Annotated in this window: 16 protein-coding genes and 1 pseudogene; 6 read left to right on the top strand and 11 right to left on the bottom strand. The window is 55.2% G+C overall.

Going from position 1 to position 18,203, the window contains the following annotated elements; genetic code table 11:
* Positions 1-8: 8 nt before the first annotated feature.
* Entirely contained in the window at positions 9-332 is a 324-nt protein-coding gene (locus ABIE29_RS07460; RefSeq protein ID WP_024486547.1) for a YdbL family protein, read from the top strand.
* 119 nt (positions 333-451) lie between these two features.
* Here the strand turns inward: ABIE29_RS07460 and azoR are convergent, their stop codons facing one another.
* On the bottom strand, positions 452-1,057 hold the full coding sequence (gene azoR, locus ABIE29_RS07455) for an FMN-dependent NADH-azoreductase (protein WP_021177851.1): 606 nt from the start codon (positions 1,055-1,057) through the stop codon (positions 452-454).
* Between the two features lie 312 nt (positions 1,058-1,369).
* On the opposite strand from azoR, the gene hrpA reads away from it, so the two are divergent.
* Positions 1,370-5,257 (top strand): ATP-dependent RNA helicase HrpA, encoded by a 3,888-nt coding sequence (hrpA, locus tag ABIE29_RS07450; RefSeq protein ID WP_429617691.1) that lies wholly within the window; start codon positions 1,370-1,372, stop codon positions 5,255-5,257.
* Here the strand turns inward: hrpA and ABIE29_RS07445 are convergent.
* Complete coding sequence (locus ABIE29_RS07445; RefSeq protein ID WP_429617689.1) at positions 5,242-6,378, bottom strand: MFS transporter; 1,137 nt, start codon at positions 6,376-6,378, stop codon at positions 5,242-5,244. The genes hrpA and ABIE29_RS07445 overlap by 16 nt on opposite strands.
* A gap of 94 nt (positions 6,379-6,472) precedes the next feature.
* On the opposite strand from ABIE29_RS07445, the gene ABIE29_RS07440 reads away from it, so the two are divergent.
* From ABIE29_RS07440 to ABIE29_RS07430, 3 genes are all read left to right on the top strand, one after another.
* Positions 6,473-7,261, top strand: a complete 789-nt coding sequence (locus tag ABIE29_RS07440; protein ID WP_429617687.1) for an AraC family transcriptional regulator — start codon at positions 6,473-6,475, stop codon at positions 7,259-7,261.
* Between the two features lie 77 nt (positions 7,262-7,338).
* The gene (locus ABIE29_RS07435) at positions 7,339-7,497 is read left to right on the top strand and encodes a hypothetical protein (RefSeq protein WP_429617685.1); all 159 of its coding nucleotides are present in this window, start codon (positions 7,339-7,341) and stop codon (positions 7,495-7,497) included.
* The gene (locus ABIE29_RS07430; protein ID WP_429617684.1) at positions 7,458-7,799 is read left to right on the top strand and encodes a hypothetical protein; all 342 of its coding nucleotides are present in this window, start codon (positions 7,458-7,460) and stop codon (positions 7,797-7,799) included. The genes ABIE29_RS07435 and ABIE29_RS07430 overlap by 40 nt, the downstream gene beginning before the upstream one ends.
* On the opposite strand, the gene ABIE29_RS07425 is transcribed toward ABIE29_RS07430, so the two are convergent.
* From ABIE29_RS07425 to folM, 7 genes are all read right to left on the bottom strand, one after another.
* Positions 7,782-8,603 (bottom strand): trypsin-like serine peptidase, encoded by an 822-nt coding sequence (locus tag ABIE29_RS07425; protein WP_429617683.1) that lies wholly within the window; start codon positions 8,601-8,603, stop codon positions 7,782-7,784. The two genes, ABIE29_RS07430 and ABIE29_RS07425, sit on opposite strands and share 18 nt — an antisense overlap.
* Before the next feature lie 299 nt (positions 8,604-8,902).
* Positions 8,903-9,184: an acid resistance repetitive basic protein Asr gene (asr, locus tag ABIE29_RS07420; RefSeq protein WP_429617682.1), complete on the bottom strand. Its 282-nt coding sequence runs from the start codon at positions 9,182-9,184 to the stop codon at positions 8,903-8,905.
* A 396-nt stretch (positions 9,185-9,580) separates the two neighbouring features.
* Positions 9,581-10,381 carry an MBL fold metallo-hydrolase gene (locus ABIE29_RS07415; protein ID WP_429617680.1) on the bottom strand — a complete coding sequence of 267 codons (801 nt, stop codon included), beginning with the start codon at positions 10,379-10,381 and terminating at the stop codon, positions 9,581-9,583.
* 71 nt (positions 10,382-10,452) lie between these two features.
* A complete protein-coding gene (locus ABIE29_RS07410) occupies positions 10,453-11,949 on the bottom strand; it encodes a carboxypeptidase M32 (protein ID WP_429617678.1) in 1,497 nt (498 codons plus the stop codon).
* A 46-nt stretch (positions 11,950-11,995) separates the two neighbouring features.
* On the bottom strand, positions 11,996-13,300 hold the full coding sequence (rstB, locus tag ABIE29_RS07405) for a two-component system sensor histidine kinase RstB (protein WP_065685764.1): 1,305 nt from the start codon (positions 13,298-13,300) through the stop codon (positions 11,996-11,998).
* A complete protein-coding gene (gene rstA / locus ABIE29_RS07400) occupies positions 13,297-14,025 on the bottom strand; it encodes a two-component system response regulator RstA (RefSeq protein ID WP_429617677.1) in 729 nt (242 codons plus the stop codon). Before rstA ends, rstB begins: the two co-directional genes overlap by 4 nt.
* Positions 14,026-14,093: 68 nt before the next feature.
* Positions 14,094-14,816, bottom strand: a complete 723-nt coding sequence (gene folM / locus ABIE29_RS07395; protein WP_429617675.1) for a dihydromonapterin reductase — start codon at positions 14,814-14,816, stop codon at positions 14,094-14,096.
* 120 nt (positions 14,817-14,936) lie between these two features.
* Between folM and ABIE29_RS07390 the strand changes: the two are divergent.
* Positions 14,937-15,274 (top strand): annotated as a pseudogene (locus tag ABIE29_RS07390) (hypothetical protein).
* 31 nt (positions 15,275-15,305) lie between these two features.
* On the opposite strand, the gene ABIE29_RS07385 reads toward ABIE29_RS07390, so the two are convergent.
* Positions 15,306-16,697, bottom strand: a complete 1,392-nt coding sequence (locus ABIE29_RS07385) for an amino acid permease (RefSeq protein WP_429617674.1) — start codon at positions 16,695-16,697, stop codon at positions 15,306-15,308.
* A 229-nt stretch (positions 16,698-16,926) separates the two neighbouring features.
* Complete coding sequence (gene ydgH / locus ABIE29_RS07380; RefSeq protein ID WP_429617673.1) at positions 16,927-17,877, bottom strand: DUF1471 family protein YdgH; 951 nt, start codon at positions 17,875-17,877, stop codon at positions 16,927-16,929.
* Positions 17,878-18,203: the final 326 nt, after the last annotated feature.

The following is an 18,203-nucleotide window of genomic DNA, read 5'->3' as shown; positions in this document are numbered from 1 at the left end:
GAGCCAGCATGAAAAAGCATTATCTGTGGTTGATTGCCGCCGGTTGGTTATTCAGCGGGATGGCTCAGGCGTTGACGCTGGATGAAGCCAAGCAGCAGGGACGGGTGGGCGAAACGCTCAGTGGTTATATCGCTCCGGTGAAGCAGGACGCAGAGACTCAGGCGTTGGTGAAAAAAATCAATGCCGGGCGCGCCGAGAAATACCAGCAGGTAGCCGCAAGCAATCATATCGCCATCGATGAAGTCGCGCGGATGGCCGGGCAGAAGTTGGTGACACGAGCGCCTGCGGGGGAGTATGTCCGCGGTATTAACGGCCAGTGGTTGCAGAAATAAAAAAGCGCGCCCCAGGGCGCGCAACGGAATTTAAACAACTTATTGTCATGAGGGTAAAACGGATTTTGCAGATGTGTGTGACTTACCAGAGCGCAATCTCTGCGCCCTGGCATCGCTATTTAAGCGGCGATCACTTCGGCCAGTAACGCTTTGGCATCGGCCTGGGCTTTGGTCGCAACGTCTGGACCGTAGGCAATCCCTTCGGCAAAGACGAACTCAACCTCGGTAATGCCGATAAAGCCCAGGAACAGACGCAGGTAAGGTTCTACCAGGTCGGTTGGGGTGCCTTTATGGATGCCGCCACGGCTGGTCAGAATAATGGCGCGTTTGTTCTTAACCAAGCCTTCCGGGCCGTTCTCGGTGTAACGGAAGGTGACGCCGGCACGGGCAATCAGGTCAAAATAATTCTTCAACTGAGTTGGGATGTTGAAGTTGTACATCGGAGCGGCGATCACGATAGTATCGTTGGCTTGCAGCTCGGCAATCAGTTCGTCTGACAGGGCCAGCGCTTCTTTCTGGCGTGGCGTCAGCGGGGCATCTGAAGGACGCATTGCGCCAACCAGCTCGCCATCCAGCACCGGGATCGGCTGTGCTGCCAGGTCACGCACGGTGATGGTATCGTTGCTGTGAGCATTGGCCCACTGCTCAACGAAGAAATCAGCCAATTGGTTAGACTGAGAATAAGTTGCCAGGATGCTGGATTTTAGAACCAATACTTTGCTCATCGCTAATTCCTTTCGTGTTGACTGTGACATCAGGGCTGGTTGCCCGTCGTATGAGGTACACTCTATTCATATTGTTCCAACAGGGATAGCGGAATATTTCGAGATCTACGTTCGATTTTATTGAACAAGAAAATCCAGGCTAAGCGGATGGATTATGGGGAGAAATGCCATTGTGGTATTCTGTATCGCTAAGTCAAAAATCGATAAACCTAATTTAAAAACGCAGTTATTGGCACCTACACGTCAGCTATAACATCAAACCCTAGTCCCTGACGTTAACTAGTAGCCGCGAAGAAACAAGGAACACCGAACGTGAAATCTACGCTCGCGGCATTGTCATCCCAACTGGGTGATTTGATGCTCCGTGATCAGCAGCGCCTGCAACGCCGGTTGCAAGGAGCGCGCAAAGTCAAAAACCCTGAGTCTCAGCAGGCTGTTGCCGCAGAAATAGCGGGTGATATCGAGCAAGCCTTGCAGAAGGTGCGCTCTCGCGCGGCTTCGTGCCCGAAAATCACTTACCCGGAAAGCCTGCCCGTCAGCCAGAAGAAGCAGGACATTCTTGCCGCCATCCGCGATCATCAAGTGGTGATCGTGGCGGGTGAAACCGGCTCAGGGAAGACCACACAGCTACCGAAAATCTGCCTGGAGCTAGGGCGCGGCGTCAAAGGTCTGATTGGCCACACGCAACCGCGCCGCCTGGCTGCGCGCACCGTTGCCAACCGCATTGCCGATGAGCTGGAAACCCCGCTGGGTGGCAGCGTTGGCTACAAGGTGCGCTTCAACGATCAGGTGGGTGAAAATACCTTGGTCAAACTGATGACCGACGGGATCCTGCTGGCCGAAATCCAGCAGGATCGCCTGCTGATGCAGTACGACACCCTGATCATCGATGAGGCGCACGAGCGCAGTCTGAACATCGATTTCATCCTGGGTTATCTGCGGGAGCTGTTGCCAAAACGCCCGGACCTGAAGGTGATCATCACCTCGGCCACCATAGATCCGCAGCGCTTTTCTCGCCACTTCAACAATGCACCGATCATTGAGGTTTCTGGCCGAACCTACCCAGTGGAGGTGCGTTATCGGCCGGTGGTAGACGACGCCGACGATACCGAACGCGATCAGCTTCAGGCCATCTTCGACGCGGTGGACGAACTGGGGCGTGAAGGGCCAGGCGATATTCTGATCTTTATGAGCGGTGAACGTGAAATTCGTGACACCGCCGATGCACTGACCAAGCTCAACCTGCCGCATACCGAGGTGCTGCCGCTGTATGCCCGCCTGTCCAACAGTGAACAGAATCGGGTGTTCCAGTCGCACCACGGCCGCCGCATCGTGCTGGCGACCAACGTCGCGGAAACCTCGCTGACCGTGCCGGGCATCAAGTACGTTATCGACCCAGGTACGGCGCGTATCAGCCGTTACAGCTTCCGTACCAAAGTGCAGCGTTTGCCGATCGAACCGGTGTCGCAGGCTTCGGCCAACCAGCGTAAGGGCCGTTGTGGGCGAGTCTCGGACGGTATCTGTATTCGCCTGTTCTCGGAGCAGGATTTCCTGTCGCGCCCGGCGTTTACCGATCCGGAAATTCTGCGAACCAACCTGGCCTCGGTCATTTTGCAGATGACCTCACTGGGGTTGGGCGATATTGCTGCCTTCCCGTTTGTCGAGGCACCGGATAACCGCAATATTCAGGACGGCGTGCGCCTGCTGGAAGAGCTGGGAGCGATCAAAACCGCGGAAAACGGCCACTACCAGCTGACACCGCAGGGCCGTCAGTTGGCGCAGTTGCCGATCGATCCACGTTTGGCACGGATGGTGTTGGAAGCCCAGAAGAGTGGTAGCGTGCGCGAGATGATGATCATCACCTCGGCGTTGTCGATCCAGGATCCGCGTGAGCGGCCGATGGATAAGCAGCAGGCCTCCGATGAGAAACACCGCCGCTTCGCCGATAAAGACTCCGATTTTATGGCGTTCGTCAACCTGTGGGATTACCTGAAAGAGCAGCAGAAGGAAAACTCTTCCAGCCAGTTCCGCCGCCTGTGCCGTAACGATTTCCTCAACTATCTGCGGGTGCGCGAATGGCAGGATATCTATACCCAACTGCGCCAGGTGGTGAAAGAGTTGGGCCTGCCAGTCAACAGCGTGCCTTCGGATTATCGCAGCGTGCATACCGCGCTGCTGAGCGGCCTGCTTTCGCACATTGGCCAGAAGGATGCGGATAAGCAAGAGTTTACCGGTGCGCGCAACGCCCGTTTCTCCATCTTCCCTGGCTCCGGGCTGTTCAAGAAGCCGCCGAAATGGACGATGGTAGCCGAACTGGTGGAAACCAGCCGCCTGTGGGGCCGCATCGCCGCGCGTATCGAACCGGAATGGATTGAGCCGATGGCTCAGCATCTGGTTAAGCACCATTACAGCGAACCGCACTGGTCCAAATCCCAGGGCGCGGTGATGGCCAGCGAAAAGGTCACGCTGTTTGGGTTGCCGATCGTCGCAGCTCGCCCGGTGAATTACAGCACCATCGATCCGCTGCTGTGCCGTGAACTGTTTATCCGCCATGCGCTGGTGGAAGGTGACTGGCAGACGCGGCACCCGTTCTTTGCCGCCAACCTGAAGCTGCGTGCCGAAGTGGAAGAGCTGGAACACAAATCGCGCCGCCGCGACATTCTGGTGGATGACGAGACCCTGTTCAGTTTCTACGATCAGCGTATTCCGAGCGACGTGGTGTCCGGGCGTCACTTTGACCAGTGGTGGAAAACCGCCGGTAAGCAGAACCCTGAGCTGCTCAACTTCGAAAAAGAGATGTTGATCAAGGACGGGGCCAACAAGGTCAGCGCCTTGGATTATCCGAACTACTGGTATCAGGGCAATCTCAAGTTGCGCCTTACCTATCAGTTTGAGCCGGGTACCGACGCCGATGGCGTGACTGTGCACATCCCGTTGCCGATCCTCAACCAGGTGGAAGAGGCCGGTTTTGAGTGGCAAATCCCCGGTATTCGCCGTGAGTTGGTGATCGCGCTGATTAAATCGCTGCCCAAGCCGATGCGCCGTAATTTTGTGCCGGCGCCGAACTATGCGGAGGCTTTCCTTGGCCGGGCAACCCCGTTGGAGCTGCCGCTGCTGGATTCGCTGGAACGCGAGCTACGCCGCATGACTGGCGTGACGGTGTCACGTGAGGATTGGCAGTGGGATCAGGTGCCCGATCATCTGAAAATGACCTTCCGCGTGGTGGGCGAGAAACATAAAACCCTGCGTGAAGGTAAAGATCTGGCTGCGCTGAGGGTCCAGCTCAAAGGCAAGGTGCAAGAGACGCTGTCAGCCGTGGCAGATGATGGCCTGGAACAGAGCAATCTGCATATCTGGAGCTTTGGCAAACTGCCTGAGTTTTATGAGCAGAAGCGTGGCGGTTACTCGGTCAAGGCTTACCCGGCGCTGGTGGACGAAAAAGACAGCGTAGCCATTCGCCTGTTTGACAGCGAGCAGGAGCAGCAACAGGCCATGTGGCAAGGTACGCGCCGTTTGTTGCTGTTAAACATTCCGTCGCCGATCAAATATCTGCATGAGAAGTTGCCGAACAAGGCCAAGCTTGGGCTGTATTTCAACCCGTACGGCAAAGTGCTGGATCTGATCGACGACTGTATCTCCTGCGGCATCGACAAGCTGATTGCCGAACACGGCGGGCCGGTGTGGGCGGAAGAGAACTTTGCCCGGCTGCAAGAGCTGGTACGGGCCGAGCTGAACGAAACCGTGGTGGGCGTGGCCAAGCAGGTGGAACAGATCCTGACGACGGTCTTCAACATCAACAAACGCCTGAAAGGGCGCGTTGATATCTCGTTGGCGCTGGCGCTGTCCGATATCAAGGCCCAGCTTAACGGCCTGGTTTACCGGGGCTTTGTCACCAATAACGGTTGGAGCCGCCTGCCGGACACCTTGCGTTATCTGCAAGCGATTGAGCGCCGTCTGGAGAAGCTGGCGATCGATCCGCACCGCGATCGCGCTCAGATGATCCGGGTGGAGCAGGTTCAACAAGCGTGGCAGCAGTGGCTGAACAAGCTGCCGCCAAAACGCCAGCAGGATGAAGAGGTGAAGGCGGTACGCTGGATGATCGAGGAGCTGCGCGTCAGCCTGTTCGCGCAGCAGTTGGGTACGCCTTACCCGATTTCTGAGAAGCGTATCTTGCAGACCATCGATCAGCTTTCTGCGTAACCTTTAAGCCTTGCTGAACAGGCAAGGCTTAACAAACTACATCCCAGCAGCGTTAACGGCAGGTGCTGGCCGATGGCAGCCAGTGCCAGGCCGCCAGCGATCAGCAGATAATAGAGTAACCCCAATACCGCTCCGGCAGCACCCAGCCGGTTGCGGTAATGCTTCAGCGCCTGGCTGAGTATATTGGGAATGGCCAAGCCAAAGGCCACGGTCACCGCCATACAGGGCAGCAAGATCATTAGACTTGCCTGCCAATACCATGCAGCAACAGCGGCCAACAGGGCTAACAGACTGGCCATTTGGATCTGCCGGTAAGCGCATAACCCTTGTTGCAGAAGGTAGCGGTTTGCAGCTGCGCCGCACAGGCTGCCAAAGGCCAAAACAATCCCCGAATAACCAAACTGTTCGCTGGTCAGCCCCAAGGTCTCAAAAATAAACGGGCCCAGACTGAAGTAGCTGAACGCCATGATGTTAAAGCTGGCAACCAACAACGCCGAGCACCAGATTTGCCTATCGCGCAGCATCTCCTGCAAACAGGGGAGTAAAGCGATATCGGTGGTGTGCTGGCGGGTTTCTGGCAGCGCTCGCCAGCACCAGATCAGCAGCAACAGCGCCAATCCTGCTTGTGCGGAGAAAATGGCCATACGACCGCCCCAAAACACCAGCATTCCGCCGCTAAACATTCCCAACACCGGGCTTATCGACAATGCCATGCCAATTATCGCAAACATCTTTCCTAACGCTTGCCCCTGATAGACATCGCGCAGCATGGTCTGCGTCACCACAGAACCAACGGCGGCACCAAAGGCGATAACGGCGCGCGAGACGATGAGCAACGTGAAAGAGACGCTCAGCAAAGCCAGCAAGGCTCCGGCCGTATACAGCAGCAAACCGGCGAGCATGGCGGCTCTACGGCCATATTTGTCACTGATCGTTCCCCAAAACGCTACGCCAAAAGCGAAGGCGAAAAAATAGACCGATAGCGTGTGGCTGGCCTGAGTGGCATCGATCTGGTAATCAAAGCGGATAGCGGTTAACGCCGGGCTATACAGGGTTTCAAGGATTTGTGGTGCCATGATCATCACGACGATCAGTGGCAGAGGCAGATTTTTGACGGACATAGCATTCTCCCAAATAAGTGTCGCCAGTATAGGGAGATGGCGATTGTTCGATTACAATCATCAGGACAAAAAACAATGAAAATGGGACTACGGCATGGCGCTGATTCTGCAACATCAGCTTTTTGATCCGGATAGTTACTCCGCTCCGGTGGTGGGGATTAGTGCCGAGCTGGCGGATCATGATTCTGGCGAACATCAGCATCAACGGGCCCAGATCCTCTATGCTCCACGTGGTTGTATGACGGTGACGTTAGCCGAACGCTGGCTGATCCTGCCGCCTACGCGCATTATCTGGATACCGAGCGGCGTGAGACACCGCGTGCAACTGCGCGGGCAGGTGGCTTACCGCTCGCTCTATTTTGCGGATGCAGCAATGGTGGCAATGCCGCATTGTGCCGTGTTGGCCGCCAACCCTTTACTGGCCGCGGTGATAGAACGCATCGCACATTGGCCGTTTGACTATGCGCAGCAGCATCCCCAGGCAGAAGATTTATTGCGAGTCCTGCGAAATGAACTCAGCGTGGCGGAGCAGGAAAATACCAGCTTGATGCTGCCGAGCGATCCGCGCATAGCGGCCTGGATTGACGGCTTAAACGGCGTTGATCAGCTACCTGGGCTGGTGGTATTAGCCAAAGCGCTCAATCTACACCCTAAAACGTTAACGCGAATTTTCCTGCGGGAAACCGGGCTGAGCTATCAGCAGTGGTGCCAGCAATGGCGTTTGATGCACGCCATTGAGTTACTGGCGCAATTGCCTTCCGTAAGCGCAGTTGCGCAGCGGCTGGCCTTCTCTAGCGACAGCGCGTTTATCGCCTTTTTCCGCCAGTATACGGGCACCACGCCTAAGCGGTTTATGGCGGGTGGGGAACGAGCTATTGAGTAATGATTGTGGTTTGATTGATTGGCAATGCCAGTAAGGTGATTTAAATCACAATATTGAGATTATTATAAAGCAATTAAATGCAACCTGAATCACAGCTTGATGCACAAGGGTTGCGTAGCAAAAAGGGAATGCCAGAAACCTTTGATCGGCAGCAGTTTGAGTTGGCGTTGGCTTCACTCGATCAACCACGGCCATCATGGCCTACCTACGATCGCGTGCTAACGCTATTGAGGTGACCGCGCCGGTATCGATCGTAGAAGGTAACTGGCTATTGCTTGATGAGCCAGGCTGGCGCGACCTGGCACGCTACAGCGACTTAACGCTATTTATTCAGGCACCAGCACAGCAACTGCGGGCACGGCTGATCGAGCGTAAAATGCGTGGCGGCTCATCACTGGAGCAGGCCAGCACTTTCTATCAGCAAACCGATGGGCCAAACGTTGATAGAGTATTGCAGCACAGTTTGCCTGCCACCATTACCCTCCGGTGGGATAACGGTGGCCTGCGCTGTTCGGAGAAGTTACTTACTGGCGGCTAGTGCTTCCAAAGCCTCGCGAATGCCGGTAACTGACAGCGCACGGTTATCGGCAAGGTAGCGGTCAAGCGCAGCGGGTGCCGAACTCTGGATAGCGATAAGTCGCCAGCCTTCAGCGGTCTTTAATATCAATGGGGAACCGCTGTCACCGGGTAATGTATCGCATTGGTGTGATAACACGCCTTGTTGTGCCCAACCGGTGACTTTACAATTTTGATGGCTGTACAGATCGTTCAGATGATCTTCTGGATAACCAGCCTGGGTGACCAGGCGCTTTGCCAGCTTTAAGGTTTGCGTTAACGCTTTACCGTCACCTTGCCATAATGGCAGCGGTTTAATCGCCAGCGGCTTGGTGTCTTTCAGCCTGATCAGCGCAAAATCATACGCTGCCGCCGCCGGTGGCACGATCCAGCCGTCGCCATCTGCCTTCAGCTTATTACCTAATGACTTATCGACCAACGTTTCGATATTTTCCGTCTGGTATTGCCAGCCTTTGCTGCCGGAAATAAAGCGCAGCGCCACGGCCTTATCAAGATTGCCGGGAGGGGCCAGTACGCAGTGGCCTGCGGTGAGCGCCAGATGTGGAGAAATCAGCGTAGCGGTGCACAGGTTGCCACTGGCAGTTTCTAGCTGACCAATGGCCTGCCACGGCCAACCGCTGGTTTCGGTGACTTCAATACGCTCGTCTTTGCCAAAAAACAGACGGGTTTGATCGGCTGCAGAGTCCTCGGAAGGGCTATCAGCATGCGCAGAATGGGATAGGGCTAAAGGAAATAAGCACAACAACAGCAAAACAGAGATGCGCATAGGTTTCTTGCCTGACAAAATTCGGATCATCCATAGACACACTGAATGTTAACTATAGACTGATTTCGCCGCTGTGTAGACGGTCGGTGATTGATTTCCCGATAATTTTCTGAGAAAAACCGGAGATTACAGATAAAAAAAGCTGGCGATCAATCCGCAAACGATCAGAGTGCCAAGGATGATTTCGAACCGATAGCGACGCAGCATAGAGACAACCCCCGATGAAAAAACACCCGGCGAGCCGGGTGTTGGACCAATCTGACCAGAACAGGTGAGGGGTGCCTCACGCCGGTTGACTATCAGGCTGCCGGAGTTGCCGCTTTCTTGCTGGATTTTTTGTGATGTTTTTTAGCTGCCTGAGCTTTCTGGGGCGGGGCTTTTTTGCCGCTGGCTTTGTGGTGCTTTTTGGCCGCCTGAGCTTTTTGCTCGGTGGTTTTCTTCGCGTGATGTTTTTTCACGTGAGTGGTTTTTTCCGGAGCTGCCTGGGTAGTGGTGGCTGGTGTAGCGGCAGCTTCAGCTGCGAACGCGATAGATGACAAGCCCATTGCAGCGGCAACAACCAAAGCTAATACTTTTTTCATCGGTAGATCCTCAAATGTCTGTTGGTGTGTAACCCCACTGCGGGGCCGTTGAAATAATCTTATGCAAACCGAGGATTACTTTCCGTGAGTGATTGGTTTCGGCGTGTAACCTAATGTACGAGTGCCTGGGGGAGGGAGCGTTGCAGCTTTGCAGGCCGTGATAGCTAGCATATTTGTGCTGCTGCCACGGATGATGCTGAACATCGCCGCGCAGTGCGTGTATCAAAATAAGTTAAATTAGTTACAACATACATTGATAGTTGTGCAAACTTCTCCCCTGTGGCACCAGTGCTGTAGGAGAGAACGTACACTATGGAACATCCGCAGGTCTAATAGGTAGAAATAGGGCAGGATACTATTACGGCAGGCATTTCGGGGCGCAATGCCCCGGAAGATTTACGCTAACGTAATCCTATCCCCCGTCGCCGGGCTAATCGTATTCGGCAACCACAGCTGCCCCCAAGGGCCAGTGCAATGGCAGCCCATCACTTTCTCGGGTTTGATTTGTTTGAGGAAGCGCTGCACCTGCAATAAGCGCAGCGGAGAGGCATATCTCAGGTGAAAGCCACCAATCAGCGCGTGGATCTTATCGATACCGGTGATCTTCTGGCAGTGCCGCACAATATTGATGATTCCCCGGTGGCCGCAGCCAGTGATGATTATCAGACCCCGATCGGATTTATAAATCAGCACTCCTTCATCGGCGATGTAATCAGGGGACTGTTGGGCATTCTCAATAATGCCGTAGGCTTTGGGGGCAGGTACCTCGATTTCACCAGACCAGATGAAACGCTCACTGATGTGCACTGGAGAGCGGCTCAACTCCATGGCGTGGCGCGAGTAATCCACTTCCGGCGATAGGCGTTTGATTTTCTTTACGCGGCCCAGAAGATTAACGGCGGCATAGCGCACGTCTTGCACGCCGGGGTGGCAAATTATTCGGCTGTTATCGGCCAGCCAGGGGACGCCACCGCTGTGATCGTAATGGCCATGAGAGAGCACGGTAGCGGTCAGGTTGTCTAGGCTAATCCTCATCTTGGCAGCATTTTTTATAAAACTGCCGTCCGGCCCGGTATCAAAAAGTACGCTGTCCGATTCATCCTGAACCAACAGGCTCAACCCGGCTTTGGCGATTAACGCTTTATCCGCCCCGGCAGCCAGGCGATTTTCAAGTAACACATTGATGGTTAAGGTCATGCGGACTCTGATTTTCAAAACCGTACGTTAAGCTATACCAGTAACACCTTAACGTACGGAGGATTCGCAGATTACAGGTAACGGCTTTCCAGATGCCGGCGGAAATAGCTTGGGTCTAACGTCTTACCCGTCGCGTTAGCGATCAACGTATCGGTAGGGTAACGGCTGGCGTGACGCCAGATATTTTGCTGTAACCAATGGAATAGCGCGCTCAAATTACCGGCGGCAATATCTTCGCTCAGCTTTGGCATTGCGGTGCGCGCACTGTCGAACAGTTGGGCCGCATACATGGCACCAAGAGTGTAAGTTGGGAAGTAACCAAAGGCACCGTCCGTCCAGTGGATGTCCTGCATACAGCCGTTGCGATAATTGCCTACGGTATCCAGGCCAAGGTAGCTGTGCATCTTCTCATTCCACAGCCCCGGAATGTCCTCTACCTCGATCTCGCCCTCAATCAACGCACGCTCGATCTCATAGCGTAATATCACATGGGCAGGGTAGCTGACCTCGTCGGCATCAACGCGGATCAGGCCAGGCTTCACCCGCTGATTAAGGCGAATAAAGTTGCTCTCTTCCAGGGCCGGTTGTTCGCCAAACTGATTGACGATCAGCGGCCGCAGGACTTTCAGGAAGTCACTACCACGGGCCAGTTGCATTTCAAAGAACAGGCTTTGTGATTCGTGGATCGCCGTCGACCGAGCTTGCGCCACGGGCTGGCCCAGCCACTCACGCGGCAGGTTCTGTTCGTAGCGGGCGTGGCCGGTTTCATGCACGATGCCAAGCAGTGCGGTAAGAAACTCTTTCTCGTTGTAGCGCGTAGTGATACGCACGTCCTCAGGTACGCCGCCGCAGAACGGGTGAACACTAACGTCAACCCGGCCACCGTCAAAGTCAAAGCCGAGCAGCTTCATCACGCTCAGGCTCAGCTTGCGCTGGGTGTCGACATCGAACGGACCTTGCGGGATCAGGCAAGGTTCCTGCTGTTGTTTGGCGACCACCTTCTGCAATAAATCGGGTAGCCAGGTTTTCAGATCGCCAAAGATACGGTCCAGATCGCTACTGCGCATGCCAGGTTCATACAGGTTCAGCAACGCATCATAACGGCTGACACCCGCCGCCTGTGCGCGGATCTGCGCTTCTTCACGGCTCAGTTTGACCACCTGGCGTAGGTTATCGCTAAAGCCTTCCCAGTCGTTGGCCGGGCGTTGTGCTCGCCAGGCATGTTCGCAGCGCGCACCCGCAAGGGACTTGGCTTCGACCAGTGCTTCTGGCACCAGCACGGCATTATCGTACTGGCGGCGCATTTCGAGCAGGTTGGCACGGTCAAACTCATCCAGCGCTTCTTGTTGCGCACGGTTGAGCAGTTCACCCGTTTTCTGCGCCGTCAGGATTTGATGCTTCAACACGCTCAACTCTGCCAGGGCTTCGGAACGCGCTTTATTGCCACCCGGCGGCATCATGGTTTGCATGTCCCAGCCGCTGATGGCTGAAAGGTGGTCAAAACGCGAAAGGCGGGTGAATAGGGCGCGAAGTTGGCCGTAGGCCGTAGAGGATGATGCAGATGTCATTTGTTCAACTCCATAGTGGGTCCGTTGAGCCAACGGGGCCGGATCGTTATGCCGGTTCTGTTTTGGTATCTAAAGGGGGTTTAATCGGCCAGCAGAAGCGGAAACTGGCGCCGCCCAAAGAGCTTGCCTCCACAAAGACCTGGCCCTGATAGGCCACGGCGATGGAATGCACGATCGCCAACCCAAGCCCGCAGCCACCGGTAGCGCGATCGCGGCTGGGATCGAGGCGGACGAAGGGTTCGAATACCCGTTCGCGTTCTTCTGGCGGAATGCCTGGGCCATCGTCTTCCACCTGCAGGCACGCGGCGTCACCGTCAAACCACAGGCCAACGCGTAAACGCCGTTCGCTATAGCGCAGGCCATTGTTGACCAGGTTGTCTAATACGCGCTCCATCAGCCGCAGATCGACGCCGCCAAAGTCACCGACATGCGGGATGTTCAGCTCAATGTCGCGCTCTGGGTGGATCAACTGGATATCGGCCACCTTATCCTGTAGCCAGCCGGGCAAATCGATAGGCTCAATATTCAAGGCTACCTGAGGCCGATCCAGACGCGCATAGGTCAATAGCTCGTCGATCAGGGATTCTAGCTGGCCGATATCCCGATTCAGCGCCTGCTGCTCGCCGTCGGTCAGGTTATCGCTCATAGCCAACCGGTAGCGCAGGCGTACCAGCGGAGTCCGTAGCTCATGGGCAATACCGTCAATCAGCTGCTTTTTACTGACGATCAGCGTGTTGACGTTATCGGCCATCTGATTAAAAGCAACGCCAAGCCGGTAAAGGCTCGAGGTGGGTACAAAGTGTGTACGTTCATCGAGATGCCCGGCCCCCAGACGTTGGGCGGCATTTTCCAGTTTCAGCAAGTCTTGCCAATGCGGGCGCATCCACAGGAACACCGGCAGGGCCAGCGATAAGCCGATAAAAATCAGCAGCACCAAATCCAGGATGCGCATCTGGTGCAGATAAAACAGATAAGGGATGGGGCCAACGACCAGCACGTAGTGGCTACGGGGAATGCGCTGCATAAAGGTGTAGCGATCGTCCAGCGCGATAATCTCCCCCAGGTGCAGCCGCTTGGTGAGGTCTTCATTCAGGTTCTGCTTACCAAGAGGCTCGATATGCAGTTTGAACGACAGGTTTAAATCCAGGGTGGCAATGGTTTTGTTCCAGTCCTTTAGCGGGATCTCCCGCAGCTCGCTGCGCATCAGATACAGCGAACTCTTCATCAGGTCATCCATCGATTGGCGCCCGGCACGCTCGGCGGTGACCTTGTAAACCAGGCCAACCAGCATCGCCATCACCAGAAAGCAGACGAACAGCAGTAAAAAGAACTGCACGAACAGTTTTCTCATTGTTGCACCGATGCCCAGGCGTTAGGAGCAAACAGATAGCCCTTGTTGCGCACGGTCTTGATGCGAAACGGCTCCAGGGCATTGTCATACAGCTTGCGGCGCAGGCGTGAGATGGCCACATCGATGCTGCGGTCCATACCATCGTAGCTGACGCCGCGCAGGTTTTGCAGCAACGCTTCACGGGCCATGATTTGCCCGGCATGGGTCGCCAGCTCCCACAGCAGATCGAAATCCGAGGTGGAAAGGGTGACGATCTCTTCCCCCAGCGTCACCTGGCGGTTGACCGGATCGATGCACAGCAAACCAAAATGCACGGCCTTATGCTGGGTAATGTTCTGTGAGTGTTCTTCTTTTGGCTGGTTGCCACCGTGTTGGCGCAGGTGTAAGCGCAGGCGAGCCAGCAGCACCGCAGGCGGCGTGGTTTTGAGGATGTAGTCATGCGCACCCATTTCCAATGACAGGATGTGATTCATATCGCTGTCCAGCGAGGTGAGCAATACGATCGGGCCGGGATAAACCGGGCGCAGATCGCGGCATAGCGTCATGCCGTCCTTGCCGGGCAGCATGATGTCCAGCAGCACCAGGTCAGGTTGTTCCCGCTCAATACAGGCCTGTGCCGTATCACCACGGGGTTCGATGATGACGTCGATGTCATGTTTACCCAAATAGGCGGCAATCAGTTTGCCAACCTCAGGATCGTCTTCTACAAAAACAATTTTAGTCATAATAGGGCGGATTTATAGGAAAAACGGCGTTCAGCATAGCGCGCTGTTCGGTGTTGCGCCATGCCCATTTAACGCAGCGGTCGCCCGCCATCCACACCGTGAGTGCGGCCGGTAACGTAGCGGCTGCCCATCAGATAATCCACCAGATTGACCACCTCACTTTCCCCTGGGGCGATCTGCATCAGGGATTTGGTCAGCGCCTGCTGGCGATAGGTTTCATCGTCACCGGTGTTGAACATAATCAATGCCGGGGCGATGGCATTCACTTTGACATCGGGGGCCAGTTTGCGGGCAAAGGAACGGGTCATATTGTCCAGCGCGGCCTTGCTGGCGGCATAGGCAATGTGCTTGTCGCTGCCTTTCTCCACCACATAATCCGTCAAATGGATGATATCGGCACCGGCTTGCCCTTGCCCAAGCAGGCAGGGCTCCAGCAGTTGGTTTAACAGGTAGGGGGTGTAAACGTGGATCTGGAGCATCGAAGCCATCACCTGTTCCGGTGGAGTCTCTGCCGACTCTGCCAACCAGGCGCTGGCGTTATGGATCACGGCACGCAGCTTTGGAGCAACCTGTTTTACCTGATCGGCAAATCGATAAATTCCTTCGTGGGCAGAGAAATCCCCCTGCAGGCAGATGGCGCCAAGGTCTTTAAGTTCAGCTAATGCCGGGTATTCACTGCGATAGGCAATAATGACCGGAACGCCCCGCTGTAAGAACGACTTGGCCAGAGCCAGCCCAATTCTGCGGGCACCGCCGGTGATCAGCACAGGGGCCGAGTTGTGAGAGACCATCGAGTAAAGCTCCTGAGCAAACTGGCAAACATTAAAGGAATTATGCCATTATACGTCAGAAAGCGGATAACGCTTGCCATCGATGACATTTCAGCACTGGCCACCAGAAGGGTAACGAAGATGAACAACGATCATCTTGCATTCGTCGCGCGCAGTGAGAGGGTCTGTTTCGACTATACCCATTTTTTATCGCTGCAATCTATGGCGTGATGCCCATCTTTGGTATGGTAGCGAAATCGCGCGTGGCAGACTCTCGGTCGTGTCAGGATCAGTTAAAAGAGTTGGCGTTACAGGTGGTTTCGACGCAGGTCAGCGATGAGGCCAACATTATTCGCCTGATCGATCTGGCCCGGCAACAACAGTTGGTCGCCATTGAGAAAGAGTGTGGTGAATCAGTGGTGGTGACGCAGGTTGGCGAGCGGATCACCATTAACGCCCAAGCGGTGGGTAGCAATTAACCGGGTGAGGCCACCCGGTTAATTGGGTCGATCAATGCAACATAAACCATCCGGCCGGGATAGTTGCGGCCAACAGCAGCATCACGGTACTTTTCTCTAACCGGTTGAGCAATTTCACGTCCTGATGCCCGCGGCGGGCATACATAAATACCAGCAAGCCAGGCGCATACAGCAGCACCGACATCAACAGGTGCATCAGGCCTGAAGCATAGAGTAACCATAGCCCGTACAGGCAGGCTCCGCTGGCGGCGAAGATCAAACGTTTATCCTGCCGCTGACGGGCCACCTTGAACAGGAAGGCTCCCACCAGGAAATACGGCACCAGGATCATCTCGGAAGCGATGGTCAGCAGCGAGTTGTAGTTGCTGCCGGTCAGCCAGATAATCACCAGCGCAATTTGCACCGCACCATTGGTCAGCCACAAAGAGGCGGACGGGGCGTGGTTGCGGTTTTGCTTACGGAAAATTTTGGGGAATGCGCCGTGTTGAGCAGCCAGCAGAGGCACTTCGGCCGCCATGATGGTCCAGCTCAGGTAAGCGCCGCAAACCGAAACGATCAGGCCAGTGGCGATGATCACATCACCCCAAGGGCCGATCAGGTCAACCATCAGCACCGCCATTGACGGGTTACGCATTTCAGCCAGCTCACTGCGTGGTACCACGCCTAGCGACAGCAGAGTGACCACCAGATAAACCGCCAAAGCGGAAATCACGGCCAGCATGGTGGCACGGCCAACATCCTTTTTCTGCCGGGCTCGGGCGGAAACCACCACCGCACCTTCAACACCGATAAACACCCACAGGGTGATCAGCATGGTGTCTTTAACCTGCTGCCAGACTGGCGTACCAAGGGCAACGCCGTGGAAATCCAGGGTGAAGGTATCCATGCGGAACGCGATAGCGGCCAGCACGGCAAACAGACCGAGCGGCAGCAATTTGGCGAGGGTGGCCACCAGATTGATGCTGGCCGCCGTCTGCACGCCGCGCAATACCAAGGCATGGACGATCCACAGCAACAAGGATTCGGCGATCAGCGCCTGCCAGGTGTTGCCATCACCCAGGATCACCGTGCCGCTGCGGTCGGTAAACAGGCTCAGCGCGGCAAACACGATCACCAGATAAGAGACGTTGGCGATCACCGCACACAGCCAGTAACCCCACGCGGAGCAGAAGCCGACCAGTACGCCAAATCCTTCTTTGGCGTAGGTGAAGATCCCTCCGTCCAGGTCGGGGCGCAGGCGGGTCAGCAGCAACATGGCAAAGGCCAGGAACAGAATGCCGACGCCGGTGATGGCCCAACCAATCAGCAAGGCCGCCGGGCTGGCAACCTCAGCCATATTTTGTGGCAGGCTAAAGACGCCTGCGCCCAGCATAGAGCTGAGCACCAAGGCGGTTAACGCGGTAAGACCAAGTTTTCTTTCCAATGATGGTTCCCGAGGCAGAATAAACAACTATGCGTTCCGTGCAGACCAGCCATAACATCATGGCAATTACCGCAAGGGCAGGTAATGGAGCTAAAAATTGGCGCAAATTCTAAGGGGAGATGCTTGCGGATGCAATGATTGGTTATGCGCGATGGATAAAAACTTATTCAGCAGCGGCATAAAAAAAGGCTGCACGATGGCAGCCCTTAGAGCAAGGTGACAGCAGGAATTATTTGAACAGATCGGCGCTGACGGTCAGGTTGCCGCCGCTCTTGTTCTGCCACTGGCGCGTAACGTGGTAGTACTTGGCGCCTTTCTCTGCCGCACGTTTCGCCACTTCGGTGGAGACGTCGGTCATGCTGTTGAAGTGGCCAGTGAAGGTCACGGAATCAAACGGCACCATCTGAGCGGCGGTGACGTTGTTCACTTCCTGGATCTTGGTCCCGTTCGGCAGGGTTACAGTGTAACGCTGGCCGGTAGAGGACTGGGTTTCGAAGAAGCGGCCAACGTCGCGAGCTGGTGAGCCAGAAGAGGCCACGCCTGGGATCTCGACCTTGGCGGCTTCTGCACCACCAGCAGCCAGCATGGCTTTGCCGGCTTCAGAATCGGCAGGCACGGCATCCGGGCTCTGCACCACACGTTTCGGTGCATCGGCTTTATAGATGTAAGCGGTAATGAACTGGTTGCCGCCCTGGTTAGCATCCACCTGACGCACGATAAAGAACGAGGCCGCGCCTTTCTTCTGTGCGGCTTTGGTGATGGCGTCGTTGATGTCTGGCTGGCTGCGGTAGAAGCCGCTGACGGTCACGGTGTCGTATGGCTCAAGCAGGAAGGCTTCGTCTTTTGGCAGCTCTTTCACGCCGTTAATCACGCGGTACTTGGTCTCTTTGCTGACTTCTGGGGCATCTTTATGATAGACGTCTGCGGTGACGCGCCAGTTGCCGCCGTTATTACCGTTGTTGATATCCTGAATATAGAAGGCGTCAGCCCCCATTTTATCTGCACGGCGGGATACGGCATCGGCAGCTTCGTTGATAGCGTTGAAACGGCCGGTAATGGTGATGCGATCAAACGGCTTGATGGCCGCTGCTTTCTCAGGAGTTAGCTCTTGCGCGGCATGCACAGACAGCGCAGTGAGTGATAACAAGGCTGATGCGATGATCGTGGTCTTCAGCTTCATAAAAAATCCTTTCGCCAAGCGCAGTAACGTTGATAACGTGCTGAACAGTTTAGGTGTAATTCAGCCGCAGATTATGACATGTAATCTTGCCGGGTGTCTCAGCATTTTATGTGATGTGATGCGACAAAGCCGAGCCATGGCAGGTGATCCAAGCCGGGGCCAATAGGGTATAAGTTTCAATAATAAAACGTTTGAGCTGAGTAATGTTAATTATTCACAATTTTATAACTTTTATGCTCACTGCCCGCTGCTGACAGGAAAGGGCCTAGGGCCAGCTCTGCACAATAGTGCGCTGAAAAGGGCCTTCCGGGCAGTTTTTCCATCCA

The sequence above is a fragment of the Serratia sp. 2723 genome (assembly GCF_050434425.1).
In the GTDB taxonomy this organism is placed as follows: domain Bacteria; phylum Pseudomonadota; class Gammaproteobacteria; order Enterobacterales; family Enterobacteriaceae; genus Chania.
This window is presented reverse-complemented; position numbering and strand designations above follow the sequence as displayed.